Source organism: Martinezella multihospitum, from assembly GCF_900094585.1.
Lineage (GTDB): Bacteria > Pseudomonadota > Alphaproteobacteria > Rhizobiales > Rhizobiaceae > Rhizobium > Rhizobium multihospitium.
Genome location: NZ_FMAG01000004.1, coordinates 869,875 through 893,545, shown reverse-complemented (window position 1 = coordinate 893,545; position 23,671 = coordinate 869,875). Strand labels below are relative to the sequence as shown.

Here is a 23,671-nt window from a genome sequence, read left to right as displayed (position 1 = left end):
CGTCCCTTTGAAGGCGAATGCGCAAATTATCGCCAGGCGCAAAAATTCATCAATATCGTGCAGCTGAGTTCCGTTTTAGTTTTTCTAAACAGTTGATCTGGGTGCCGACAGAATGGCCTGCTGGCGGGAGACGGCGAGCAGCCAATCGCGGAATTGGCGTCCATGCGGCTTTTCCAAAGCCGCCCTGTCCCAGGCGAGAAAGTAACTTTCGCGCAAGGCGATGCGTATGTCGACGGGAATGACCAGCGTCTGCGCCTCAAGCTCATCCGCGATCATCGACATTTGTGCGAGAACGACGCCGCGTTTGTTAACGGCCGCGTCAATGGCGCTGCTGGACAGCGTGAAGGAGAGGCCGGCGGCGGTCTCCGCGAGAGTGGTCCCCGTTTTCGCGGCGAATTCAAGCCAACTCGGATAGGGCGTGAAATGCCGCTCCCATTCGACATGCAGGAGCGGATATTCGAGAAGCTGTGCGGCAGAGGGCGTCTTGCCCTTGACCAATGCCGGCGAGCAGGCGGGAACCACCCAGTCGCGAAACAGCTCCGTATAGTGTTCATGCTGCAGCACGTCCGATCCGTAGCTGATGCGGAAATCGATGTCGTCGAAGCCCATGCGCGGTTCCTTGTCGCGGCCGACGATCCTAACATGCGCGTTTGGATGAAGGGCCTGCCAGTCGAAGATCCGGCGGCCGATCCATTTGTTGACGACGGAAGACAGGGCGCTGAGGACAAGGGCATTCTCGTTACGTGCCCGTTCCAGGATCTGCTCTGCAGCTGCGAACTGTTCGAATCCTTTCGATACTTCCTGATGATAGAGCCGTCCCCATTGGGTGAGTTCCACCGTGCGGCCATTGCGCTCGAGCAAGGTGACGCCGAGAAAGCTTTCGATCTTGCGGATCTGCTGACTGATCGCTCCGGGCGAAACCTTCAGTTCCAACGCCGCGGCGCTCACGCTGCCACAACGGCCGACGGCTTCGAAGGCCTGCAAGCCCTTGAGCGGAACTGCCCTGCTGATCCGTTTGTCGCTCAAGAGGCGCTTCCTTGCGGCGGTTGATCGATGGCGCCTCTTTCATTGGGATGAAAGTCGCCGGCAAACTGGAAACGGTCGCCGGGATGCACGAATTCGACATAGGTGACCGTGCGACTGCTCTGCCATGTCTGGCGGATAAGCGTCAGGCAGGCTTCGCCACGCTCGGTTTCGAGCAGGCGCGCCGTGTTGGCGTCGGCTGATACGGCTCGAATGACATGCCGGGCCTTCGACCAGGGGACCATGTCCAGCAACCATTTGCCGGGCGGGACCGAAGCGAAGCTCTCGGCTCTTGCTGATGGTACCAGGTCAAGCATGATGATGCGTCGCTCCAGCGCATTGGCCTTGCCGTCAACCGCATGCAGGCAGTGAAGTCGCAAGATTTCCGCTCCCTCGGCTTCGCCGAGCCGCGTCGCGGTGGTAGAGTCCAGCATCTCGATTTTCCGCATCAGGATCTTGTGACTGTGTTCATGTCCTGCCAACTCCGCTTCCGTGGAAATGTCCTGGATGTCCATCACCGTCCGGTCGATCTGCCGCGAGGCGACGAAGGAACCAAGCTTGCGGCGACGTATGATCATGCCACGTTCAGCCAGGGTCGAAAGCGCCTTATTCACGGTCATACGAGAACATTGATATTCTTTCAGCAACTCGTGTTCGACGGGTATTCGGTGACCGGGCGGCCAGATGCCGCTCATGATCCTGCTTTCGATGTCCTTGAGAATTCTCTGATGAATTGGGATCAACGCTCACCTTGCTCCAGCGATGAATTCTGTATCTGTGAAGGCCGCTTCTGTCGGATATCTAGACATCATGCGGCACAAATCTTGCGTCTTTTGAGTTTTGTATTTGACAGTGTAGGCCAGTCTGTATCTATTTGTATAGACAAAAGCGGATCATAGAAATCCGCCTAGACGGGACGACGCTTGGGGAACCTGGACCTTCCAACGGAAGGGCAAAAAACTGGAGAGAAAACATGAGGAAGAATTCGCTTCTGAAGGGGCTGGTTGGCGCAGCGCTTTTGTTTGGTGCAACGATTTCGGCCCATGCGGCTGATACGCTTGCCGCCGTCAAGGCTGCCGGCACCCTGAAGGTCGGCACCGAGACGGCCTTTGCTCCGTTCGATTTCATCGATGCTGGAAAGCATGTCGGCTTGAACGTCGACCTCTTCGATGAGATCGGCAAGGAACTTGGCGTGAAGATCGAATGGGTCACCTTGCCGTGGGATGGCGTCTTCCCGGCGCTCGAAGCCGGCAAGTTCGACGTCGTTGCCGGGCCGGCGACCATCACCAAGAAGCGCATGGAGCGCTATCGCTTCACGCCGCCCTTGGCCGAAGCAACCATCGCGATCCTGAAGAAGGCCGGTGACAAGACGATCAACAAGCCGGAAGACATTGCCGGCAAGAAGATCGGCGTCGGCAAGGCGACCGCCCAGCTTGATCAGCTCAAGGAGTTTTCCGACACTCTGCCGACCAAGGCCGAGATCCGCGAATATCCGGCCTTTACGGAATCCTATGCGGATCTGGCAGCCGGCCGTATCGCCGGCGTCGCCAACTCGCTGCCGAATATTGCTTTTGTCGCCAAGCAGCGTGAAGGCACGTTCGAAGTCGTGCTGCCGCCCTTCGGCAAGAAATCCTATTTCGGCTTTATCGGCCTGAAGGATGCCGATCATGCGCCATTGATGGACGCCATCGATGCCGCCATGTTGAAGATCAAGGCGGACGGCCGCATGGCGACGCTGCAGAAGAAGTGGTTCGGCGCGAGCTTCGATACGCCTGACGCCGTCAAGGACCCTGCGTTCTGATCAGTCCTCGGAGATCGGCCGTGCCCGCGCTTTTGTCGGGCATGGCCGGTAAACGAGATCGCGGCTTTCTGGTCACCAAGCGGGCGAAAACTCAACAATGTCCATCGAGCTCTTCGGGTTGCTTCTGCAGGCATCCATCTACACGGTGACGATCAGCCTCGTGTCGATCCTTATCGGTTTTGCGATTGCGATCCTCATTTCAGGAATGCTGCTGACGAGGCGTAGCCTTTTCGTGCGACCTGCCCAGATTTTCATCAGTTTCTTTCGGGGCGTGCCGCTGCTGGTGCAATTGCTGCTGATTTACAATCTGCTTCCAGCCGTCGGCATCAACGTGCCGAGCATCGTTGCCGCGATCATCGGCTTGTCGCTCTGCACGGCCGCATATCAGGCGGAGAACCTGCGCGGCGGCTTTGCCAGCGTGCCGCTCGGTCTGGTGGAGTCGGCAGAGATGGTCGGGCTGACGCCGCGCCAGATCTTTCGCCGCATCAAGGTTCCAATCGCCCTGCGCCTGACATTTCCTGCTCTCGTCAACGAGGCAATCCTCATTCTGAAGGCGTCGTCACTGGTCTCGGTCGTCGGCATCGTCGAACTGACCCGCATGGCGCAGGATCTTGCCGGCAGTACCTTTCTGCCGCTGCAGCTCTTCGCATCCGCCGGCCTCATCTATCTCGTCATCAACTGGGTGGTGGCGCTTGCCGGCGGCCTGATCGAAAGCAGATTGCCCGGGGTGCCGCGATGACCTTCGACATCAATGTGCTCATCGGGCAATGGCCTGCCATCCTCAGTGGCGCCGGCGTGACGATCATGATCTGGATCCTCGGCACTATCGCTGCGGCCGTCATAGGCTTCCTGATGGCGATCGCCCGGCAATATGGCGGCATGTTGGTCGACAAGATACTGGGTGCCATCGTAGCCGTGCTGCGCGGAACGCCGTTTCTCATCCAGATCTTCCTCGTCTACTATGGCGGCCCCTTCGTCGGCCTCGAGCTCGATCCCCTGCCTGCCGGTCTGATCGGCATTTCGATCTATGGCGCGGCCTATTTCAGCGAAATCTTCCGTTCCGGATTTCGGGCCGTGCCAAAGGGCCATATCGAGGCTGGCGAGTGCGTCGGCCTGACGCGGGGGCAGATCATCCGGCGCATTCTCTTGCCCGAGATGACGATGCTGGTGCTGCCGCCCTCCGTGAACATGGTCGTCATCCTGATGAAGGAGACGGCGGTGCTGTCGATCATCACCGTGCCGGAGCTGACGGCGACGCTAAGCGCGATCGGATCGCAGCAATATGCCTTCGTCGAAGCGCTGTCCGCGCTGGCGCTCTTCTATTGGGTGCTCGTCGAAGTCACCGGCTGGCTTGGCAATCTTGCCGAAACGAAACTTTCCAGATTCAGGTTTTTCAACGCATGAGCGTCCCCGCTATAGCAGTCAGCAATCTCGTCAAGACGTTCGGAGAAACCACGGTTCTTCACGGCATCGATCTTGTCATCGAGCCGGGACAGGTCTCGTGTCTCATCGGTCCATCCGGCTCCGGCAAGAGTACGCTTTTGCGATGCATGGCCTTTCTTGAGGAGGCAACGCGCGGAACGATCTCCATCAACGGCGAGGTCCTTGGCTTTGCCGAGGATTCCCAGGGACGTCGTGAACGCATTTCGGCGGCGACCAATCGCGCGATCCGCGCTCAGATCGGCATGGTGTTTCAGCAGTTCAATCTTTGGCCGCATATGACTGCGCTCGGTAATGTCAGCGAGGCGTTGAAGACGGTTCACAAGATGAGCCGGAAGCAGGCCGAAGATGCGGCCATGGTGCAGCTCGTCAAGGTGGGGCTCGAAGCAAGAGCAGGGCATTATCCCTCGCAGCTTTCCGGCGGACAGCAGCAACGCGTCGCGATCGCCCGCGCCCTGGCATTAAAGCCGAAGATCATGCTGTTCGATGAGCCGACTTCATCCCTTGATCCGGAGCTAACGGGCGAAGTCCTGAACGTCATGCGCGATCTGGCAGCCGAGGGTATGACCATGGTCGTTGTCTCTCATGAAATCGGTTTTGCTGCGACCGTCGGTCAGCAGATCATCTTTCTCGATCACGGCAAGGTACTGTTTAGCGGACCGCCTCAGGAGGTTTTCAAGAAGCCGAGAAACCCTCGTCTTGAGCAATTCCTCGATACCTATCTCGATCGCGGTGCGTCGATGTTGCTCTGACATCGCATCAAGGGCGGCCTGAGCGAGGCCGGGCTATTGCTCCGGTGGGCGTGCTTGGGGCGGCGGCTCGCCGCAGATTACTAGGCGTTGGCAAGGCCGAAATCAAAACCGGCCTGGTGAATGGTGCATGTGAGCGACCGCTGGAAGCGCAGCGCCAATTCTGCGCCCGGCACGCTGACGGCGCCCGGCACATGGTCGCGCACGAATTCCGGAACAGTGCGCGTATCGATGACGATGACGTCTTCCCCCCCATCATGCAGCGCCTTCAGATCCTTAGCTGAGATCACCGGTGTGTTCTTCTCCTTCCGCACCCAGATCGGGAAATCAACACCGGGCGTGTCGAAGGTCGGAAGAGGCGCGCCATTGCTATTTGCCGTCCATGCCGGAATGCCGCCGTCAAGTACATGGATGTCAAGTGCATGGATATTGTACCAGCGGGCTTGACTGGATACGGCGGCGACATTGCCAGGTTATTCTGAACGCCTGTATCGACGGTGGTGTTCTCGAAAAGCGATGGATACTCGCTATCCCCGGTGCCGGCCCCGTTTGGCATGAAGGGGGTCGCGCAGGCATTGATGTAGAGCGGACCTGTATTCGTTCAATCCAATTCAGGCTTTGCACCCGCATCTAAAGCGGACTGCTGCAATCGCCAGAAATGCATCCGCAACTTATCGCCTGTCAATCACTGAAAATCCTGAAGGTAGGTGGATGGAAAGATTTAAGCCAACATTTCGATGAAAGATCGGAATTGGGGAAGATTGATCGGGGGCATCGACAACGGACAAAACTTTCGCAACTTATTTCTTGTGCGCTTGACGCCAAAACAAAGTTACTTAATCTAAGTCGGGCTATGCGATCCGCTTGGAGGAGATGGGGCGCAGGGCTTGCGACCTATTTGCACTGATATGTTCTCTCCTCCGCCGTCAGTTGCCGATTTTCCGATAGGACCCGCCAATGTCTCTCACTATTGCCCAACGCCTTGATCGCCTGAAAGTCCGCACTACGGAGCTTGCGCATTGGCGCGACAGGCAAAGCCTCGCGATCGACGGTTGGACCCTCGATGGGGAGCCGATTGCGCATCACCAGGATTGGCCGCATCGCAAGGGAACGGTTCACTTCGCTGCCACGGCAACGGCGCCGCAGGGCTGGCCGCTCGAGCAGATCCGCCTGCAGCTCGACCTTGGCGGCGAGAGCCTGCTGACGCTGCGTTATCCTGATGGTGAAACGGAGACATTCGGGCTCGACCCCTATCACCAGGAGTTTCCGATCAAGGGTCGGAATTTCCAGATCACGACCGAAAGCGTCGCGCGCTTTCCCTTCGGAGAGCCGAACAGGGCGCCGAAGCTGAACAAGGCGCGGCTGATCTGGCTGGATGAACCGGTCCACCGGCTGCATCTCCTGTTGCAGCAGATCGGCGAGGCGGCCGATATCCTCGAGGGCCATGAAGCCGTGCCACATCTGATCGATGCGGCCGAACGGGCACTGCGCAGCCTCGATTGGCCCTCGGACACGTCAGCCTATATCTCGCGCACGGCCAACGCGGCGATGCAGCAGAAGATCTGGGAGCTGCCGGAGCTTCAGGACAATCCCGCCGGTCTCAGCGAAGCGCAGAGCGCTTCGGCCGCCGCTGCCCATGATGAATTGCTTGCGCAACTGAAAGAGCTTCAAAAGCGCTTCCCGCAGAATGGCGAACTGCTGTTGACCGGCCATGCCCATATTGATCTGGCGTGGCTTTGGCCCTATGGCGAGACGCGCCGCAAGATGCGCCGCACTTTCAACACCGCGCTTTCGCTGATGGAACGCTCCGACGACTTCCGGTTCAATCAATCGACTGCCCATTATTATGCGCAGATGGAAGAGGATGATCCGGAACTGCTTGAGCGGATCAAGGCGAAGGTTGCCGAGGGCAAATGGGAAACCGTCGGCGGCATGTGGGTCGAGCCCGACACCAACATGCCGACGGGCGAGAGCCTGGTGCGCCAGGTTCTCTACGGCCAGCGCTTTTTCGAAAAGCATTTCGGCCTGCGCCATAGCGTCTGCTGGCTGCCCGACTGTTTCGGTTTCTCCGGGGCCCTGCCGCAAATCCTGCGGCTTGGGGGCATCGACAGCTTCTTCACGATCAAGGTGAACTGGAGCGAGACCAACCACATTCCATCCGATCTGTTCTGGTGGAAGGGCCTCGACGGTAGCAAGGTGCTGACCCATACCTTCGACAATCCCATGCAAGGTTATAACGGCTTCGTGCAGCCAGATTGCTTCGTCCCGACATGGAAGAATTTCCGTGGCAAGTTGCAGCATGAAGCGTCGCTGCTGGCCGTCGGCTATGGCGATGGCGGCGGCGGCGTCACGCCGGAAATGGTCGAGCGCGAAGTGCAGCTGCGGGACTTCCCGGCGATCCCGAAGGCGCGCTGGGGCACCGTGAAAGGCTATTACGAAAAGGCGCATCGTACCGCGGCGGAAAAGGAGCTTCCGGTCTGGGATGGTGAAATCTACCTCGAGCTGCACCGCGCGACGCTAACGACGCAAAGTGGCGTCAAGCGCAAGCACCGCCAGGCCGAACGTGCCCTGATCACGGCAGAGACGCTTGCCTCGCTCGCCCATATGCTGGGTGCTGCCAAACCTCAAAGCCTCGAGGAGGATTGGCGCGTCGTTCTGAAGAACGAGTTTCACGATATCCTGCCGGGATCGAGTATCCGCGAGGTCTACGCCGATGCCGAGCGGGAACTTGACGGCGTGATCGGCAATGCTAGGGCGAAGCAGGCAAGTGCTCTGAAGACGCTATCGGCCCATCTTCCGGCGGGCGGCGTCACGGATGCGCTCATTGTCGTCAATCCATCGCTTTCGCCACGCCCGCTCACCGCAACGCTGTCTGATGGAACGGTCCTCGCATCCGCCGATCCGGTCGCGCCTCTTGCCGTCGCAATCTTGGACCGCAAGGCGATAAGGCCGGCCGGGCCACTGAAAGCCGATAGCCATCATCTCGAAAACGAGCATCTGTCTGTCGTGATCGGCAAGGACGGTGCCGTATCGAGCCTTAATCACAAGGCGACGGGACGAGAAGCGATCGAAGGGGCTGCGAACCAGCTCTGGGTCTATCCCGCCGACAAGCCGCGCAACTGGGATGCCTGGGACGTGGATGCCGATTATGCCGAAAAAGGCATCCGTCTGGACCAGCCCGAAAGCATCAGCCTGGTCGAGGAAGGGCCGCATCGCGCCGCGATCCGTGTTATCCATCGATATCGAAACTCGACCGTGATCCAGCTTTATGTTTTGACGGCCAATGCCCGCAGGCTCGATATCGAAACGACCATCGACTGGCATGACCGGCGCACCCTGCTTCGGACCCTGAACCCGGTCGCCGTGCGGTCGCGCACCGCGACTTTCGAATGCGCTTTCGGCATTGTCGAGCGGCAAACCCACACCAACACCTCCTGGGAGCAGGCAATGTTCGAGGCGGCGGCACATCGCTTCGTCGATCTGAGCGAGCCTGGTTTCGGCGTCGCTCTGCTCAACAACGCCAAATATGGTCATAGCGCCCGCGGCAATGTCATCGGCATGAGCCTTGTCCGCTCACCGATCTATCCCGATCCGCTCGCCGATGAAGGCCAGCAGAGTTTTACATACGCGCTGATGCCGCATGAGGGTGCCTGGTATGAAGGCGGCGTTCTGCCGGAGGCGATCGATCTCAACCAGCCGCTGATCAGCATGGAGGCAAGCGGTCTTGCGGCCGGCACCTTGTCGCCGCTTGGCATCGAAGGTACACCGGTCGCCTTCTCGGGCCTGAAGCCTGCCGAGGAAGGGGAGGGCCTCGTCCTGCGACTTTACGAACCGGCCGGCCGGCGCGGCCGTCTGTCGCTGACCCTACCATCGGGATGGCGAGCATCGGACCCGCTGAACATCCTTGAGGAACCGATCGAACGCACCGGACCCGCTGACATCATGCCGTTCGAAATCAGAACCTGGAAGTTGCACCGGGTCTGACGGCAAAGTTCGCTTTTGATGGGCTGCTGCCTTGCTCCGGAGAGCCCCTCGTCAGCGGCTCTCCAATATCCGCATCAGCCGGCCGCGGTAGCTGTCGAGAATGACGGCAAGCACGATGACGGCGCCGATGACGATCGGCTTGATATTGTCGTCGGCGCCCAGGAGTTGCAGGCCGGTGGAGAGCACCTGCAGAATGCAGGCACCGACCAACGTTCCGATAATCGAGCCCTTGCCGCCCGAGAGGCTGGTGCCGCCGATGATGACGGCTGCGATCGCGTTCAATTCATAGCCGATGCCGGCCACCGGACTGCCGACATTGAGGCGGAGCAGGTAGACCATGGCGGCAATGCCGGCCGTCAATCCGGAGATGGTGAAGACCGCGATCTTGTATCGCTTCGGCTCGTGGCCTGAGAGACGAACTGCTTCCTCGTTGGTGCCGATCGCGAAGACGAAACGTCCGAACACGGTGTAGCGCAGCACGAACCAGCCGATGAGAACGACGGCAATCGCGATCAGGAAGATCGATGGAAGGACGCCCCAGAAGATCAGATTGCCGAAGTCGACGAAGGGCTGCGGCAAACCGGTGACGGTGGAGTTGTCACTGACGACGCGGGCAAGGCCGCTTGCGACGTTGAGCATGCCGAGCGTGACGATGAAGGATGGCAGTTTCCACTTCTCGCAGATCCATCCGTTGACGGCACCGAGGATCGCGCCTGCGCCCATTGAGGCGAGCGATGCAAGAGCGATCGCCTGCCAGGGGGAAAGCCGCGGGTCGATCATGATCGTCGCGCCGATAACAGTGCAAAGCGCCAGCAGCGATCCGACCGAAAGATCGATGCCGCCCGTCAGAATGACGAAGGTCATCCCGGCGGCAAGCACGGTGTTGATGGCGATCTGCACGAAGATCTTGAGGAAATTCTCCGGCGTCGCGAAATAGGGCGCCGTCAGCGAGAAGAAGATCAGGATCAGGACGAGGGCGATGGTGACGCCAGCCTCTTTCATCGAGATCCGGATGAGCTTGTCCCAGACGCTGGCCTCTTTCGCCTCGGTCGTCTTTTCAATGTTGCCGGACACGACTGTACTCCTTGTAAGCGAGTGAGAGGATCCTGCTCTCGTCAAATTGCTCCCGGGGTATTTCCCCGGCTATCTTGCCGTCCGAAAAGACGATGATGCGGTGGCAAATGCCCATGAGCTCAGGCAGATCCGAAGAGACCACCAGGACGCCTTTTCCCTCGGCGGCAAATTTCCACAGAAGCTCGTAGATTTCCGCCTTGGCGCCGACGTCGATGCCGCGCGTCGGTTCGTCGAAGATCAGCACTCTGGGGCCGCGAAACAGCCATTTGGCGATAACAACCTTCTGCTGGTTGCCACCCGAAAACGTCCGGACAGCCTGATGGACTGATGGTGTCTTTATCCGCAGTTCGCGCACCAGGCGCTGCGAGGAATCATCCTCCGCCTTGCGCAGGATCAACCCGTTGCGGGAGACCTTGGCGAGATCGGTGATGGTGGTGTTTTGTGCGCAGCTCATATCGAGCATGAGGCCCTGAATCTTGCGATCCTCGGTCGCGAGGCATAGGCCTTCTGTAACGGCGTCCTTCGGCGAGTTGATGTCGACGATTTTGCCGTCGATGCGGATTTCGCCTGCGGCCTTGGTGTCGGCGCCGAATATGGCCCGAACCGCCTCCGTGCGACCGCTGCCGACAAGCCCGGCAATGCCGACGATTTCACCCTTGGCGACGGAAAATGACAGCTCCGGGCTGTGGCGCGCCACCTTGAGGCCGGAAACGCCAAGCGCCTCGCCGGAGATGACGCTATCGCCGCGAAAGGCGTCGTGTTGCGCGAGCGTGCGCCCGACCATCAGTTCAACGATTCTCGGGATTCCCAGCCCTTCGAGCGGCCGCGTGATCACATGCTGTCCGTCGCGCAGGATGGTCACGTCATCGCCCACTTCGAAGATCTCCTCGAGCCTGTGCGATATGTAGAGCGTGGTGACGCCTCGTGCCTTTAGCCGCTTCAGAATTTCAAACAGCCGATCGACTTCCTTGGAGGTCAAGGTTGCCGTCGGTTCATCGAGAACCAGCAGCTTGCTTTCGTTGGAGAGCGCCTTGGCGATCTCGAGCAGTTGAAGCTGTGCGACGCTCAAGCTGCTGGCGAGCGTCGTCGGCGCCACATTGAGGCCGACTTCGGCCAGCAGCTCCGCCGCCCTGGCGTTCATCCGTTTGTAGTTCACCAGTCCGTATCGGCGCGGCAGATGCTCAAAAAGCAGGTTCTCGGCGACGGTAAGATTGGAAAGCGGGTGCAGTTCCTGGTGGATGACACGAATGCCCGCCTTGAATGCCTCGAGCGGCGAGGTTGGGCTATAGATTTCGCCGTCGAAGAGGATGCGGCCATCGTCTGGCTTGAAGACGCCGCCAAGCAGATTGATCAAGGTCGATTTGCCGGCGCCGTTTTCGCCGAGAAGAATGTGGCCCTTACCGCGGCCGATCTCTATGGAAACGTCCTTCAGAGCCACGACACCCGGGAAGCGCTTGCCTATTCCTTCCAGCTTCAGGATGGGATCATCTACTGTCTCTGGCACGTCCACCTCATCAGCATTTCTGTTTCGAATTGGAGATGGCGATCTTCCCAGCGTTCCCCTTCACCGAGACAAAAGCCACCGAGCGGCTCGCTGGAAGATCGAGCGGATGCGCCGGCAAAAAGCCGACGCATCCTTGCCCGCAAGGCGGGTTTATCGGCTACTTGACGTCCTTGGCGGTGACGAGCGTTACATCCGTCTTGACCCAGCCGGTGAACTTTTCGCCGGCATATTCGCGAAGGCCGTACTTGATGCCCATGGCCGCCATTTCCGCGCCATACTGTTCGACGGTCGCCAGCATCTTGCCGTCCTTGAGCAGCGGCTTGACGGACGGAATATTGTCGAAGCCGACGACTTTGATCTTGCCTGCCTGGCCTGACGCGTCGAGCGCCTTGACCACGCCGAGGGCCATGGAGTCGTTGGCGGCCATGACGCCCTGAATATCCTTATATTTGGTCAGGAAATTCGTCATGACGGTGTTGGCTTCTTCTGTCTCCCAATGTGCGGTCTTGCTGTCGAGAAGCTGCAGCTTGCCGTTCTTGATGGAGTCTTCGAAGCCTGCCTTGCGCTCCTTGGCGTTGTCGGCCTCGGGATTGCCTTCCAGGATCACGACCTTTGCGCCGGGACCCAGATCCTTGGCAAGCGCATCACCGGCAAGCTTCGCGCCGGCGGTGTTGTCCGGCCCAAAGAAGGCGAGATCGATACCGGCGGCCTTCTTGGCGTCGGCATCGAGCGGCACGTCGATGTTGATGACCTTTACGCCAGCCTTCACTGCCTTTGCGAGCGGCGTGGCCATGGCCTTGGAATCGGCGGGCGCGACGACGATGATGTCGTATTTCTGCGTCACGAAGTTTTCGACAGCATCGACCTGAGCTGCGAAGTCACGTTCGTCCTTCATGCCGACGGCCTTGAAGTCGAACTTGTCCTTGTTTTCGGCCGCATACTTGTCGGCGCCGGCCTTCATCTGCTTGAAGAACTCATTGGACAGAGACTTCATGATCAGCCCGACCTTCGGCTTGCTCGCGGCAAAGGCAGGCGACACGCCGCAGGACAGCGCGAGCACCAAGGTGCCGGCAAGCCCCAGTTTCAGCGCCGCACGCCGCTTCGCATTGATCAAGACGGATTCATGCTTTGTAGAATTGGTCATTTCTTTCCTCCCGAACGGTCCTGGGCTCAGCTCCACCTGAGTTGTCTGCGACAATGAACCGTTTCCACGCATATTGGGTAGCATGCCGTCAAGAATTGTCAAGGCGCCGAGTTTGTGCTGAAAAACAGCTGAAATTGTAACTTTACCAGCCCAGGAAGATAGGTATGATGAACCGTTTCCATCCGGGCGGCTTTGCTCTCGTAATGGAGGATCAGCTTGACATGAAGCCCTTTGACTAAGGTGGGAGAGACCATTAGCTGAGTGCCTATATCAGGCGCCTCCAAGATGTCTCGGAAGGTGAAATGAAGGGATATTGGTTTCGTTATGCCGAAGGTTGGAATTCGAGACGTTGCCAAGCTGGCGGGAGTTTCCACCGGGACCGTCTCAAGGGTTTTGAATGACCACCCTTCCGTGACGGATGAATTGAGGGCACGGGTCAGAAGCATCATCGAAGAGCTCGGTTATACGCCCGATCCTTCTGCCAGAAGCATGCGCAGCAAGGTCAGCCGTCTCATTGGCATCATCATTCCCGATCTCACCAATCCCTTCTTCTCGGAGCTCGTCCAATCCGCGGAACAAGCGGCAGCGAGACATGGCTATAACATCATCGTCATGACCTCTTTCGACCATGCGGCCAAGGAGGCGGATCGGATCGGCCAACTGACAAGTCGGAAGGTGGATGGCATCATTCTTGTTCCGAGCAACGATTTCCATACGCTCAGGCTGCCGAAGGGGTTGCCAATCGTCATCGTCGATCGCCTCTTGCCGGGATATTCCGGCATTGCCGCCGATCATCGCAGAGGCGTGCGTCTCGGCATCGAGCATCTTGTGAAGCTTGGCCATCGCCGCATCGGCTTCATTTCGGGTCCCAAAGACTCCGTCCCCGCCAATGATCGTCTCAAAGGCTATCTCGATGCGATGAAGTTGGCCTGCGATGGCGAGCAGAATGCGGCGCCGCTGATCGCGGAAGCGGCTTTCGACTATGAAAGCGGGCGATCTGCCGGAAACTATCTTCTCGCGCGTGCCCGTCACGAGCGCCCAACCGCCATATTCGCGAGTTCCGACCAGCAGGCGATCGGCTGCATGCGTGCAGCCCATGATTTGGGTATCCCAATCCCGGCTGCCCTTTCGATCGTCGGCTTTGATGGCATTCCGCTCGCAAGCATGACAACACCACGCCTGACCACTGTAAAACAGCCGATTCAGGAAATAGCAGCAGCGGCAGTTGCTGTTTTGTTGAGTAAGCAGGATGCCCCGGCACTCGGTAAACCACTCCTGTTGGCCTGCGAGATTTCCGAGGGGGAAACAACGTCTTCACCGCAGCCGGATTAAAAGGCGATGCCGGTGGTTGTGGATGACACTACACCTGAATATTGATGAACTACATGCATGTCTTTATCTGCCACTGCCCATGAGACATGTGTTCAGTAGCCTCCGAATTGTATCGGAACCCTTACCACTGCATTGTTTGTACTCGTCAAATACCCAGCGTATTAAGCCAGTCGCTGAAGCTTGATGTCTTCGTCACGCGCGGTAGGTGCTCTACCTTGCATTCTCCCGTATGTCTGCGGACTTCGCTTGGGCTGTAGCCGAATTCATGTGTGAAGGCCCTGCTGAAGTTGGCCGCCGATTCGAAGCCGAGATTGCTGGCGATATCTGCAATTTTCTGACCATTGCTCAGGTCGGCTAGTGCCGCGCGTGCAGCCAGAAGTCGCCTTCTGCGCACATAGTTCAAGACGCCACCCGATGCCTGGAACAATTCGTACAGTCTGGTTCGGGAGATCGCCAATTCACGGCTCAACGCTTCCGGAGTCAGGTCTGCTGATCCGAGATTGCTCTGGATAAAGCGACGAGCTTTCGTCATCAGTCCGATCTCGGAGCTACGATCGCCGGTTGCATGGCCATCCACCAGCGGCGTGACGCTATGAAATATCATCTCTTGCAGCTGGTTGCGTACACTGTGCAGGTCATCCCTTGTCAAACGACTGAGGTTCGCTTCGAGAAAAGCGATGTAGTCGGCCAGTAGCTTGACGCGCGCGCCCCCCAGGACAATGTTGTTGCTTGCTCCCGGCAGTCCGCCGTGATCGGCGAATAAATCGCAAGGTAGAATGAGGGTGACGGACTGCGCGCTTATGGTGCGGCCGTAAAACGGGCAGCCAAGTGCCCGGATTTCCATCATGCCGGGCTCGTTTTCGACCACATGCCCATTGACGCTGGTCCATGTCTTGCCCGTGCGCAGGAAGGTGATTTGCCAATGATCTATGGCGCTGAAGCGTAATTTCTCCGGTGAGCGTTCATAGCTGAAGGCCGGCGTTTGTTGCTGGATGAGAAGCGCCCCTTCAAGATTCCAGATGGTTTGAGTTGCTGCAAAACCATCTCCAGCCTGGCCACTTTCGGGAAGATATGCGTCTATCAGCGGCGCCATATGCTTCTGCCAGGCCGGGAACTGCTGGCTGGGAACCTCATTGGATGTGGAAAATGGCAGTGACACGAGCTCTGGCAGATCTGCGGTCTCGCCGCAAATGGGAGCTTCGGAAATGCGGGGCCACCGGCGCCTTTCGACGAAAGCTGGTTGCCCGGCGGTAATCTCGGTCTTGTTCCACATCATCGTGGTGACCTTTCGACAAAACGTGCCAAATCGGCTGGCAGTCGCCGCGGCATCCTTGCCGCAGGCGAATGAAGAGGACAGGCGCCTATGGGGACGAGTGATGGGCGTCCAAAACGGGCCGCGGGCGGATAGTATGGGCCTCGTCCGGCTACGATCTTTCCCAATCGTCGCAAAACAGCCTGAATTTCAGTCCATCCGGGCGCCCGCCGGTTGGCGGACGGACATAAAGAAAGTGATCGCTTCATGTCTTGAGCAAAGAATTCTACCTCGCGGTGCGCCTTGGCCGGCAAACCAAAGAAGTCTGTGGATGTCTGAGTCGAGGCTCTGTGCATCCGCCGAATGTCGCGCCAAGTTATTATAATCGCAGGCAGCATTGTTGCAGGTCCCCCGCCCGAAGGCTGTAAGGGGAAATTAAGCAGATTTCATTAATATTTTCAAGATATTTATAGAAGTTGCTTAAATATTTTCCGCTGAAATACACGAAGGAAACTTGTCAAGGAGAGTAAGCTTATGGGTTTTTGGAAGAACTCTTGCAATCTATCCGCTGGTAATCGAAAAGCTGGTGCCTATTTATCGATAATACTTGCGATTGCATCTTCGGTAGTCATGCATGAAACTGCAAATGCTGCCGAGAATGCGCACATAAAGAATAAGACGGTTCAGCTGTACATGAAGAAGTATCAAAAGAACAATGTTATCTTCTATAGTGGAAGTTCACTTGCGAAGACGACTTCGGTTTCCGCCGAGAATTACTTCAAAGGTTCTCCCTATATCTGTACGCCAAGTGGATTTGGAAGAACGTCGCATTGCTACAATCGCAGCGCATTTTGAGTTGAGCTGGCTGATGTCGCGCAGTTTGCGCGGCAAAGAATAGGGGCATTTCCCGGATGGCGGTTCGACGGAACAGGTGAGACGCATGCCGCTCGCTATCCAAGAAAAAGCCCCTATGTGAGTATTCGACTTCAACCGGGCAGATGTCTGCGAACATAGTCGCCCGGCCGCAGCTTCAGAACTTCGTCATCGTGTTTGATCGGATTATGACGGAACACATACCATTTTCCGCCTGATGCTCGTTTCTGATAGATGATCCCGGCCTTCTTGCGATGCAAGAAGCAGGACACGTTGGGTGCGGCGCTCTTCTTGCTGTACCAGACAGCGCTCATGCAGAGCCTACCGCGATCGGTCGCATACCAGATGCCCCTTGCGTAGGATTTTTGAGCGCCAGTATGCGACCAGGCCGTAAATCGACGGTGATGACGCGAGAAGAAGCCGGCCCCGTCCTTCCACATCCAGGAACGTCCCGAGTAGAGCTTTTTCAGTTCCTTGGCGCTCATCGGCATGGCCTGATGCGCCGCACGCGCCGTCATTCGATCGATTTGATGCTGTGTCGCCGCGTTCGCGGTGCCAACCAGCAGCATCGCGAACATGGCATTCAAGATGATGAAACGGAACCAAGACATGTGTTTCTCCTCAACCTTTCATCATCGCGGTCAATTCAGGAGGGGTGGCGTGGCAACGCGCCAATCCGGCCTGCCCAGACCATCCGGCCAGGGGTAGACTTCACGGTCGTTGAAGTAGACCACCGCTTTCAGGTCGGGGAATTCGGAATGCGGCTTGTTGGCTTCCTCGGCCCACGCGTGAACGTAGGCCTCATTTCCCTGGTAGCCCAATTCCGCGATCACGATGGGCTTCTTGAAGCGTTTCACACGGTCGTAGCCGGGTTTGGTCGCTTCCACAAAGGTCGAATCCCGCCCGAGCTTGCGCTGATCGAACGGCTGGTAACCGAAGACCGACAGCCCGACGACGTCGACGAATGAATCGCCGGGATAATAGGCTTCAAGCCCGTCCTTGCCCATCGGCGACCACATGTACTTTGCCGAGGGAAGGCTCTTGCGGCAGACGGTGACTGCGTGCCTGTAGGCTTTCACATAGTCCTCCGCATTCCAGTAGGCCCAGGTGAACTGCCCGTTCTTCTCATCCATTTCCTGCGCCCAGCGAATGGTGACGGGCGCATTGAGCTTGGCGGCCGCGGCGCAGATCGCCGTCATGTTGGAATCGTAGTGGCCCGCCAGAATTCCATTGAGTAGATCGGTTGGCGTGACGCGCCAGTCGCGGGCCCATGACCAGGGCTCGATGGTGATCAGCAGCGAACGCCCACGCTTGCGGGCATAATCGTCTGCCGTGCCCAGCGTCGACAGATCGACATCTTCCCAAGGCAGGAAGAGGTGCTCGATCTTCGGATTGGGGTCATTGGAAAAGTCCCCGTTGGGATCATAGGCGCCCCCCGGCAGCGATTGGGGTGTGATGATCGGCCTCTTGTCGTTGAAGAGAGGCCGGGTCTCGGCCCTTGCATCCAGGCCGTTACTGGCAGCGTATACGCCCCCGCAGAGGGCGCCAGCTGCGAGCAAGGCCGTCGTTAGTTTTGATAGGGTTTTCATAGCATTGCCTCCTTCCTCTATTCGGTCTTGCGGACGGTCAAAGAGGTCTTCAAGGCCTCCAGTCGTTGTGAGACCAGATCATCGGCGATCAAGTTTGTCGCCTCATCGGTTTTCTTTGTGACGGGATGGCGAAACACGAACCATGCTCCGCCAGTCTCGCGTTTCTGATAGATCGTTCCATCGAGAATGCGATGGATGAAGCAGGTCTTGGCGGGAAACTGGCCGTTTACGGCGTGCCAGGTTGCCTCGAGACACAGACGGCCGGTGTCTGTCACAGCCCAGCGGCCCTCGGCCCAGGATTGCCCGCCGGTTCCGTCGACCCAGGCCGAAAACCGTCGGTCGGTATTCTGCATTCGGCCTGCGCCATCGGGCCAGCGCCAGCTCTTGTCGTGATAGAGCATGTAAAGTTCAGCTGCCGTCATGGGTCTTGCTCCATCCGGCACCTTGGTGGTCGTCGCGGCTACCGCCGCATTGCTCCCCGCTGCAAGTCCAAGCACGATCGCACATGCCAGCGATGCTGCAGGGACCAGGGAGGTCTGTTTCCTTGATGGCTTCATATTATTTCTCCCGTATCGTGGATTGGAACGAGCTTTGGGGTTGCCGCCTTTACGGCTCGCTGTCGGTTTCGTCGCTTGGCAATGTCGCGCAGGCTGCTATGTGTGCTTCCCGACTTACCTATGGCGCAGACGTGAAAGCCAATCCGGCGGGCGGCTTCCGTATCCAGCGCATTTCGCAGATCTATGAGAACAGGCTGGCGCAGCTTCTGCTTGAGCTGGACCAGGTCGATCTTTCGGATGGCGTCCCATTCCGTCATGACGACGACGGCATCCGCATTTCTCGCGCATTCATAAAGATCCTCATAGAAGTCGACACTGCTGAGGACCTTCGCTGCATTCTCGATGCCGACGGGGTCATATGCCCGGATGCGGGCACCCAGGCGCTGCAGGGTTTCGATGAGCGGTACGGAGGGCGCATCGCGCATGTCGTCGGTATCGGGTCTGAAGGTCAGGCCGAGGATAGCAATGGTCAGGCCGTCAATATCGCCGCCGAGTGCCTTGGTGACCTTACGTGCCATGCGCCGCTTGCGCATCTCGTTGACGGCAAGGGTTTCCTCGACGATACGTAGCGCCACGCCATGGTCCTGCGCCGTCTGCAATAATGCGAGTGCGCTTTTGGGGAAGCATGAACCGCCATAGCCGGGGCCGGCGGCAAGGAGGCTTGCCCCGATGCGCTTGTCGAGCCCCATGCCGAGAGCCAGCTCTCCGACATCGCTGCCCATCTCCTCGCAAAGATCGGCGAGCTCGTTGATGAAGGTGATCTTCGTGGCAAGAAAGGCATTGGCAGCATGCTTGATCAGCTCGGCCGTCCGACGCATCGTGATGATGACGGGCGTATTCTGGCGCTCGATCGGGACATCGTAGAGCTCGACAAGCCGTTTGCAGGCCCACTCTTCCTCTACCCCCAGAACGATACGGTCCGGAACGAGAAAATCGCGCACGGCAACGCCTTCGCGCAGAAATTCCGGATTGGAGGCGACGGCGAAGGTGCCCGGTGTCCGGGCCGAGCCGATGATCCTGTGCACGGCGTCGCCGGTTCCGACTGGCACCGTCGATCTTATCACCACAATGCTATCGGCCGAGATAAGCGCTGCAAGCTCGCGCGCTGCCTGGTAAATGAAGGAAAGGTCGGCGTCCGCTTGTCCCGGATGCGGCAGAGCGGCGAGCGCGATGAAGACGATGGCTGCGCCTTCGACTGCCTTTGCGATGTCGCAGGTAAAGTCCAGCCGCCCTGCGGCATAGTTTCGTTCCACCAGCTCGTCGAGATCCGGCTCGTAGATCGGCATCCTGCCGTGACGAAGGGCAGCGATCTTATCGGCATTCTTGTCCACATAGACGACACGATTGCCCCATTCGGCGAAGCATGTGCCGCTGACCAAGCCCACATATCCGGTTCCAATAACAGCTATCTTCATGTGCGTTCCCGCCAATAGCGTCCTTCCCGTCATGAACCTCAATTGTCCGTGTCACTCACGTGCCAATGCGGATTGAGCACCATTCTGTGCAGTCCACGCCCGCCAATTCCTGCGCCTGCCACCGAAAAGCGATTGTCGAACAGCACGTAGCCGTCGGTGTCCCAGATCAGTGATTGTACTCCGGCGCGGCCGTGCTCCATGATGCCGACAAATGGCAGCGCAGTCAGGGCAAGCAGAGCGCTGGCGAGTGCCGGCCGATAAAAGCGCTTGTTCGTGCCGAGCGTGTTTTCACGCGCATGCTGGACGATGATGACCAGCAGCAGCAAAGTATAGATGGCGGCATTCATCGTTGCGAAGATATAAAAGCCACTGCTCTCCTCCGCGCTGACGGACAGCACCGGCAAGATGGATGCGAGAGAGAGAAGGGCGTAGGGTGCAAGGACCCGGAACGGCAGCGGATCGACCTCCGATGTGCCTTTCGGCGTGACGCGGAAATCCACGAATGATCCGGTCGCCCAATCGCGAATGGCAGCTAAAGCGCCTGCGAGTGCCCACGGCCAGCGGGCAAACAGGAACAATGTCATCTCCCAGCTTAGGATCCTTGCATCGACCGGTCTGAACGTATGCGTACTGCGCCAGCGATAGGCGAACAGGATCAGCAGAACGGATTGCGGCACGAAGTGCAGCAGGAAGTCGGGATAGGAGACATCGACGAAGGTCTTGCCTCTAACAAGCGCGATGATCGGCATGATGAACATCAGCGCCATGAAGAGCGAGAAGAGGGAATACCAGAGCTGCGAAAACAGGAACTGGATCTTGAGACGCAGCGGCAGCCGTTTGATCAAGCTCGGTGAATATTGCAGCAGGATCATCATCAGGCTGCGCGACCACTGAAACTCCTGAGTGATGAGATCGGCAAAGGTGCGTGGGCCATCGCCATGCGCAATGGCATCGAGCGCATGAATGCCACGCCAACCATGCGCATTCATCATCAGCGTGGTGGAGTGGTCTTCCGCCAGCTCTGGCCCCAGTCCGCCAATGCTCTTGAGGGCCTTGGTGCGAACGGCATAGTGCGAGCCGATGCAAAGCGGCGACAGCCCGTGATTGAACCCCGCCTGAAGCGATCCGTGCATGCTGGCTTCCGCATAGAGGCGGCCGCGCGCCGACCAGCTTTCACCGGCATTCTGATCGCAGATGCTCGGCGCGGATACATAGCCGACCGCCGGATCGGCGAAGGGGCGAAGCATCTGGAAAAGATAGCCTTGCTCGGGCACATGATCGGCATCGAGCTGCACGACGAAATCATAGCCTTCATAGCCGTAGTGATCGTAGAAGAAGGCAAGATTGCCTTCCTTGCAGCGGGTGCGCCGCGGCCAGGTCTGGCGATGATAGTCTTCGCGGCCCCTGCGGGTGGAAACGCGGACGCCATGTTTGCGGCACCAATCCAGCGTCGAGGGTGACGGATCTTCATCCGCGAGCCAGGTGTCGTGCGGCACCTCCTGTGCCAGCATGGCATCCAATGTCCGGGCCACCACCGCAAAGGGCTCCGATGGTGCCTTGGTGACCACCATGGCGATGCGGCTGCCGGCAGGAAGCCGCAATTGTCCCGTCGGCTTTTCGGCGCGAAAGAAGACGATGATGAAATAGGCTGGAATGATCGTCACCCAGGCAAGCACCAGGGTCAGCAAGACCGATCCCATGGGGTCGACATGGTGTGCGGGCGTAAACCACCAGTTCCAGAAATAGACAAGTGCCGCAAGCCACAGCGTGGCGCAAACGTCATATTCCGTGCGCTGGCGGCCCTGCAGGACCGGCGTCATCAACGCCCTTTCCTTCATTGCTTCAGCTTGTGTCCGGATCGATGTCATCCTCGCATCTCCAGCCCGAAGAAGGGAGCTGCGGTTCGGATGATCGTTTCGATGTCCGAATGCAGAGCGCGGAAGCCGAGTTTTTCGGCAGCAAGATCCGAAGCGGCATAAAGGGCAGGCGGATCGCCCGGCCGTCGCCTGTGCATGACGACGGGAACCTTGCGCCCGCAAATGCGCTCGATCGCGCCGACTATCTCCTTGATCGATGTGCCGCGGCCGGTCCCCAGATTGACGGCGAGATTGTCACCACCGGCCAATAGATACTCGACTGCCAGGACATGCGCCCTGGCAAGATCCAGCACGTGGATATAGTCGCGCACACAGGTACCATCCGGCGTGTCGTAATCGTCTCCATAGACTTCCAGGGTTTCGATCGCGCCGCCCGTCGCCAGCAATGCGCGGGGAATGAGATGCGTTTCCGGATCATGCCATTCGCCGAGCTCCCGTTCCGGATCGGCGCCTGAGGCGTTGAAGTAGCGCAGCGCCACATAGGAAAGCCCGTAGGCGACCGAATAGTCGGCAAGCATGTGTTCGGCAATCAGCTTCGTTCTGCCATAGGGATTGATCGGTTGAGGCGTCTCGCATTCGCGGATCGGCAGATGGGTGGGAATTCCGTAGATCGCGCAGCTTGATGAGAAGATCAGCTTATCGGTCTGCGTGCGGCGGCATGCCTCCAGAACCGACAGCGTGCCGCTGACATTGTTGGCGTAGTATTTCGCAGGATTTTCAACGGACTCGCCGACATAGGCCGAGGCGGCGAAATGTATGATTGCCGCAGGCTTGTGCCCCTCGATCGCCTCGGCAAGACGGGGCGTGTCGAGAATGTCTCCCTCCACGAAAGACCCCCAGCGTACGGAGGTCAGGTGGCCCGTCGAGAGATTGTCATAGACGACGGGCTCGAAGCCCTGACGATGGAGGAGTTTCGCGGTGTGGCTGCCGATGAAGCCGGCGCCACCCACGACGAGTATTTTTTGCCTGACCATCACGCAACCTCGAAAAGCTCGCTGCTTGGACGAACCAGCTGACGTTCGAAGTAGGCGATGGTGGATTTCAGCCCATCCGCCAGTGCGACCGACGGTTCCCATCCCAATTCGCGTTTCGCGACGCTGATGTCGGGCCGGCGCTGACGCGGATCGTCGATCGGCAAGGGCTTATGGACGATCTTTGAGTTGGAGCCGGTGATTGCAATGACCTGTTCGGCAAGATCACGCACGGTAAATTCCGCCGGATTGCCGAGATTGACAGGCGTATGGATGACCGTTTGGTCGGCCATCAGGCGGACGAAACCATCGATCAGGTCGGCGACATAGCAGAACGAGCGTGTCTGGGAGCCATCTCCATAGACGGTGATGTCCTGGCCCCTGAGTGCCTGGACGATGAAATTGGAAACCACGCGGCCGTCGTCGGGGCGCATGCGCGGCCCATAGGTGTTGAAGATGCGGGCAATCCTGATGTCGACGCCGTGCTGGGCGTGAAAGTCACGGAAAAGCGTTTCGGCGGAACGCTTGCCTTCGTCGTAGCACGAGCGGGGGCCGAAGGAATTGACGTTGCCCCAATAGTTCTCCGGCTGCGGATGCACTTGGGGATCGCCATAGATCTCCGAGGTCGAGGCCTGGAAGATGCGCGCCTGGTGATGCGTGGCTAGCTCCAGCAGATTGAGCGAGCCGAAAACGCATGTTTTCATCGTATGGATCGGATCGGCCTGATAATGCGGCGGAGATGCCGGGCAGGCCAGATTGTAGATCTCGCTGACAGGCAGATCGAGTGATGCTATGACGTCGTGGCGGATAAAGCTGAATGTGTCGTAGCGAAGCAGGTGCCATAGATTGTCCATCCGCCCGGTTGAAAAATCATCCACGCAGATAACTTCGTGACCATCCTGCAGAAGCCGGTCGCAAAGGTGCGAGCCGAGGAACCCCGCGCCTCCCGCAACAAGAATCGTACGTCTCTTGGTATTTTTTGGAGTTATGCCTGCAGATTTGAACGCTATGCCCATCAAACCCTCCCGGTAATTTAGACACGCAGCCGAGTATTCAGGGCGAAGTAAGACTTCCGCCCCAGTGCAA

Annotated in this window: 20 protein-coding genes; 6 read left to right on the top strand and 14 right to left on the bottom strand. The window is 58.5% G+C overall.

Annotated elements, in window-relative coordinates:
* Positions 1-84 precede the first annotated feature (84 nt).
* Positions 85-1,026: a LysR family transcriptional regulator gene (locus tag GA0061103_RS20200; RefSeq protein WP_092714212.1), complete on the bottom strand. Its 942-nt coding sequence runs from the start codon at positions 1,024-1,026 to the stop codon at positions 85-87.
* The gene (locus GA0061103_RS20195) at positions 1,023-1,766 is read right to left on the bottom strand and encodes a histidine utilization transcriptional repressor HutC (protein WP_092714210.1); all 744 of its coding nucleotides are present in this window, start codon (positions 1,764-1,766) and stop codon (positions 1,023-1,025) included. Before GA0061103_RS20195 ends, GA0061103_RS20200 begins: the two co-directional genes overlap by 4 nt.
* A gap of 230 nt (positions 1,767-1,996) precedes the next feature.
* On the opposite strand from GA0061103_RS20195, the gene GA0061103_RS20190 reads away from it, so the two are divergent.
* The 4 genes from GA0061103_RS20190 to GA0061103_RS20175 all read left to right on the top strand — a co-directional run bounded on the left by GA0061103_RS20190 (position 1,997) and on the right by GA0061103_RS20175 (position 5,016).
* Positions 1,997-2,824 (top strand): transporter substrate-binding domain-containing protein, encoded by an 828-nt coding sequence (locus GA0061103_RS20190; RefSeq protein WP_092714208.1) that lies wholly within the window; start codon positions 1,997-1,999, stop codon positions 2,822-2,824.
* Between the two features lie 97 nt (positions 2,825-2,921).
* A complete protein-coding gene (locus GA0061103_RS20185) occupies positions 2,922-3,563 on the top strand; it encodes an amino acid ABC transporter permease (RefSeq protein ID WP_092714206.1) in 642 nt (213 codons plus the stop codon).
* Positions 3,560-4,228, top strand: a complete 669-nt coding sequence (locus tag GA0061103_RS20180) for an amino acid ABC transporter permease (RefSeq protein ID WP_092714204.1) — start codon at positions 3,560-3,562, stop codon at positions 4,226-4,228. Before GA0061103_RS20185 ends, GA0061103_RS20180 begins: the two co-directional genes overlap by 4 nt.
* Positions 4,225-5,016, top strand: coding sequence for an amino acid ABC transporter ATP-binding protein (locus GA0061103_RS20175; RefSeq protein WP_092714202.1), 792 nt, complete (start codon positions 4,225-4,227; stop codon positions 5,014-5,016). Before GA0061103_RS20180 ends, GA0061103_RS20175 begins: the two co-directional genes overlap by 4 nt.
* A gap of 80 nt (positions 5,017-5,096) precedes the next feature.
* Here the strand turns inward: GA0061103_RS20175 and GA0061103_RS35425 are convergent, their stop codons facing one another.
* Entirely contained in the window at positions 5,097-5,303 is a 207-nt protein-coding gene (locus GA0061103_RS35425) for a rhodanese-like domain-containing protein (protein ID WP_245304819.1), read from the bottom strand.
* A gap of 667 nt (positions 5,304-5,970) precedes the next feature.
* Between GA0061103_RS35425 and GA0061103_RS20165 the strand changes: the two genes are divergently transcribed.
* Positions 5,971-8,997, top strand: a complete 3,027-nt coding sequence (locus GA0061103_RS20165; protein WP_092714198.1) for an alpha-mannosidase — start codon at positions 5,971-5,973, stop codon at positions 8,995-8,997.
* 51 nt (positions 8,998-9,048) lie between these two features.
* Here GA0061103_RS20165 and GA0061103_RS20160 read toward each other — a convergent pair whose 3' ends face one another.
* The 3 genes from GA0061103_RS20160 to GA0061103_RS20150 all read right to left on the bottom strand — a co-directional run bounded on the left by GA0061103_RS20160 (position 9,049) and on the right by GA0061103_RS20150 (position 12,719).
* Positions 9,049-10,071: an ABC transporter permease gene (locus GA0061103_RS20160; RefSeq protein WP_092714197.1), complete on the bottom strand. Its 1,023-nt coding sequence runs from the start codon at positions 10,069-10,071 to the stop codon at positions 9,049-9,051.
* Complete coding sequence (locus tag GA0061103_RS20155; protein ID WP_425349521.1) at positions 10,055-11,581, bottom strand: sugar ABC transporter ATP-binding protein; 1,527 nt, start codon at positions 11,579-11,581, stop codon at positions 10,055-10,057. The genes GA0061103_RS20160 and GA0061103_RS20155 overlap by 17 nt, the downstream gene beginning before the upstream one ends.
* 151 nt (positions 11,582-11,732) lie before the next feature.
* A complete protein-coding gene (locus GA0061103_RS20150) occupies positions 11,733-12,719 on the bottom strand; it encodes a sugar ABC transporter substrate-binding protein (RefSeq protein ID WP_092714196.1) in 987 nt (328 codons plus the stop codon).
* 324 nt (positions 12,720-13,043) lie between these two features.
* Between GA0061103_RS20150 and GA0061103_RS20145 the strand changes: the two genes are divergently transcribed.
* Positions 13,044-14,051: a LacI family DNA-binding transcriptional regulator gene (locus tag GA0061103_RS20145; protein ID WP_092714195.1), complete on the top strand. Its 1,008-nt coding sequence runs from the start codon at positions 13,044-13,046 to the stop codon at positions 14,049-14,051.
* A 145-nt stretch (positions 14,052-14,196) separates the two neighbouring features.
* Here the strand turns inward: GA0061103_RS20145 and GA0061103_RS20140 are convergent, their stop codons facing one another.
* The 8 genes from GA0061103_RS20140 to GA0061103_RS20100 form a co-directional block, all read right to left on the bottom strand.
* On the bottom strand, positions 14,197-15,327 hold the full coding sequence (locus tag GA0061103_RS20140; RefSeq protein ID WP_092714193.1) for a helix-turn-helix domain-containing protein: 1,131 nt from the start codon (positions 15,325-15,327) through the stop codon (positions 14,197-14,199).
* A 962-nt stretch (positions 15,328-16,289) separates the two neighbouring features.
* Complete coding sequence (locus GA0061103_RS20130; RefSeq protein WP_092714189.1) at positions 16,290-16,787, bottom strand: DUF995 domain-containing protein; 498 nt, start codon at positions 16,785-16,787, stop codon at positions 16,290-16,292.
* 30 nt (positions 16,788-16,817) lie between these two features.
* Complete coding sequence (locus tag GA0061103_RS20125) at positions 16,818-17,765, bottom strand: glycoside hydrolase family 26 protein (RefSeq protein WP_092714187.1); 948 nt, start codon at positions 17,763-17,765, stop codon at positions 16,818-16,820.
* Between the two features lie 17 nt (positions 17,766-17,782).
* Positions 17,783-18,322: a DUF995 domain-containing protein gene (locus tag GA0061103_RS20120; RefSeq protein WP_092714185.1), complete on the bottom strand. Its 540-nt coding sequence runs from the start codon at positions 18,320-18,322 to the stop codon at positions 17,783-17,785.
* Positions 18,319-19,737: a UDP-glucose dehydrogenase family protein gene (locus GA0061103_RS20115; RefSeq protein ID WP_092714183.1), complete on the bottom strand. Its 1,419-nt coding sequence runs from the start codon at positions 19,735-19,737 to the stop codon at positions 18,319-18,321. Before GA0061103_RS20115 ends, GA0061103_RS20120 begins: the two co-directional genes overlap by 4 nt.
* Positions 19,738-19,775: 38 nt before the next feature.
* Positions 19,776-21,605 carry a glycosyltransferase family 2 protein gene (locus GA0061103_RS20110; RefSeq protein ID WP_167376619.1) on the bottom strand — a complete coding sequence of 610 codons (1,830 nt, stop codon included), beginning with the start codon at positions 21,603-21,605 and terminating at the stop codon, positions 19,776-19,778.
* A complete protein-coding gene (gene galE, locus GA0061103_RS20105) occupies positions 21,602-22,588 on the bottom strand; it encodes a UDP-glucose 4-epimerase GalE (protein ID WP_092714181.1) in 987 nt (328 codons plus the stop codon). The genes GA0061103_RS20110 and galE overlap by 4 nt, the downstream gene beginning before the upstream one ends.
* Positions 22,588-23,601 (bottom strand): UDP-glucuronic acid decarboxylase family protein, encoded by a 1,014-nt coding sequence (locus GA0061103_RS20100; protein ID WP_092714179.1) that lies wholly within the window; start codon positions 23,599-23,601, stop codon positions 22,588-22,590. The genes galE and GA0061103_RS20100 overlap by 1 nt, the downstream gene beginning before the upstream one ends.
* Between the last annotated feature and the right edge of the window lie 70 nt (positions 23,602-23,671).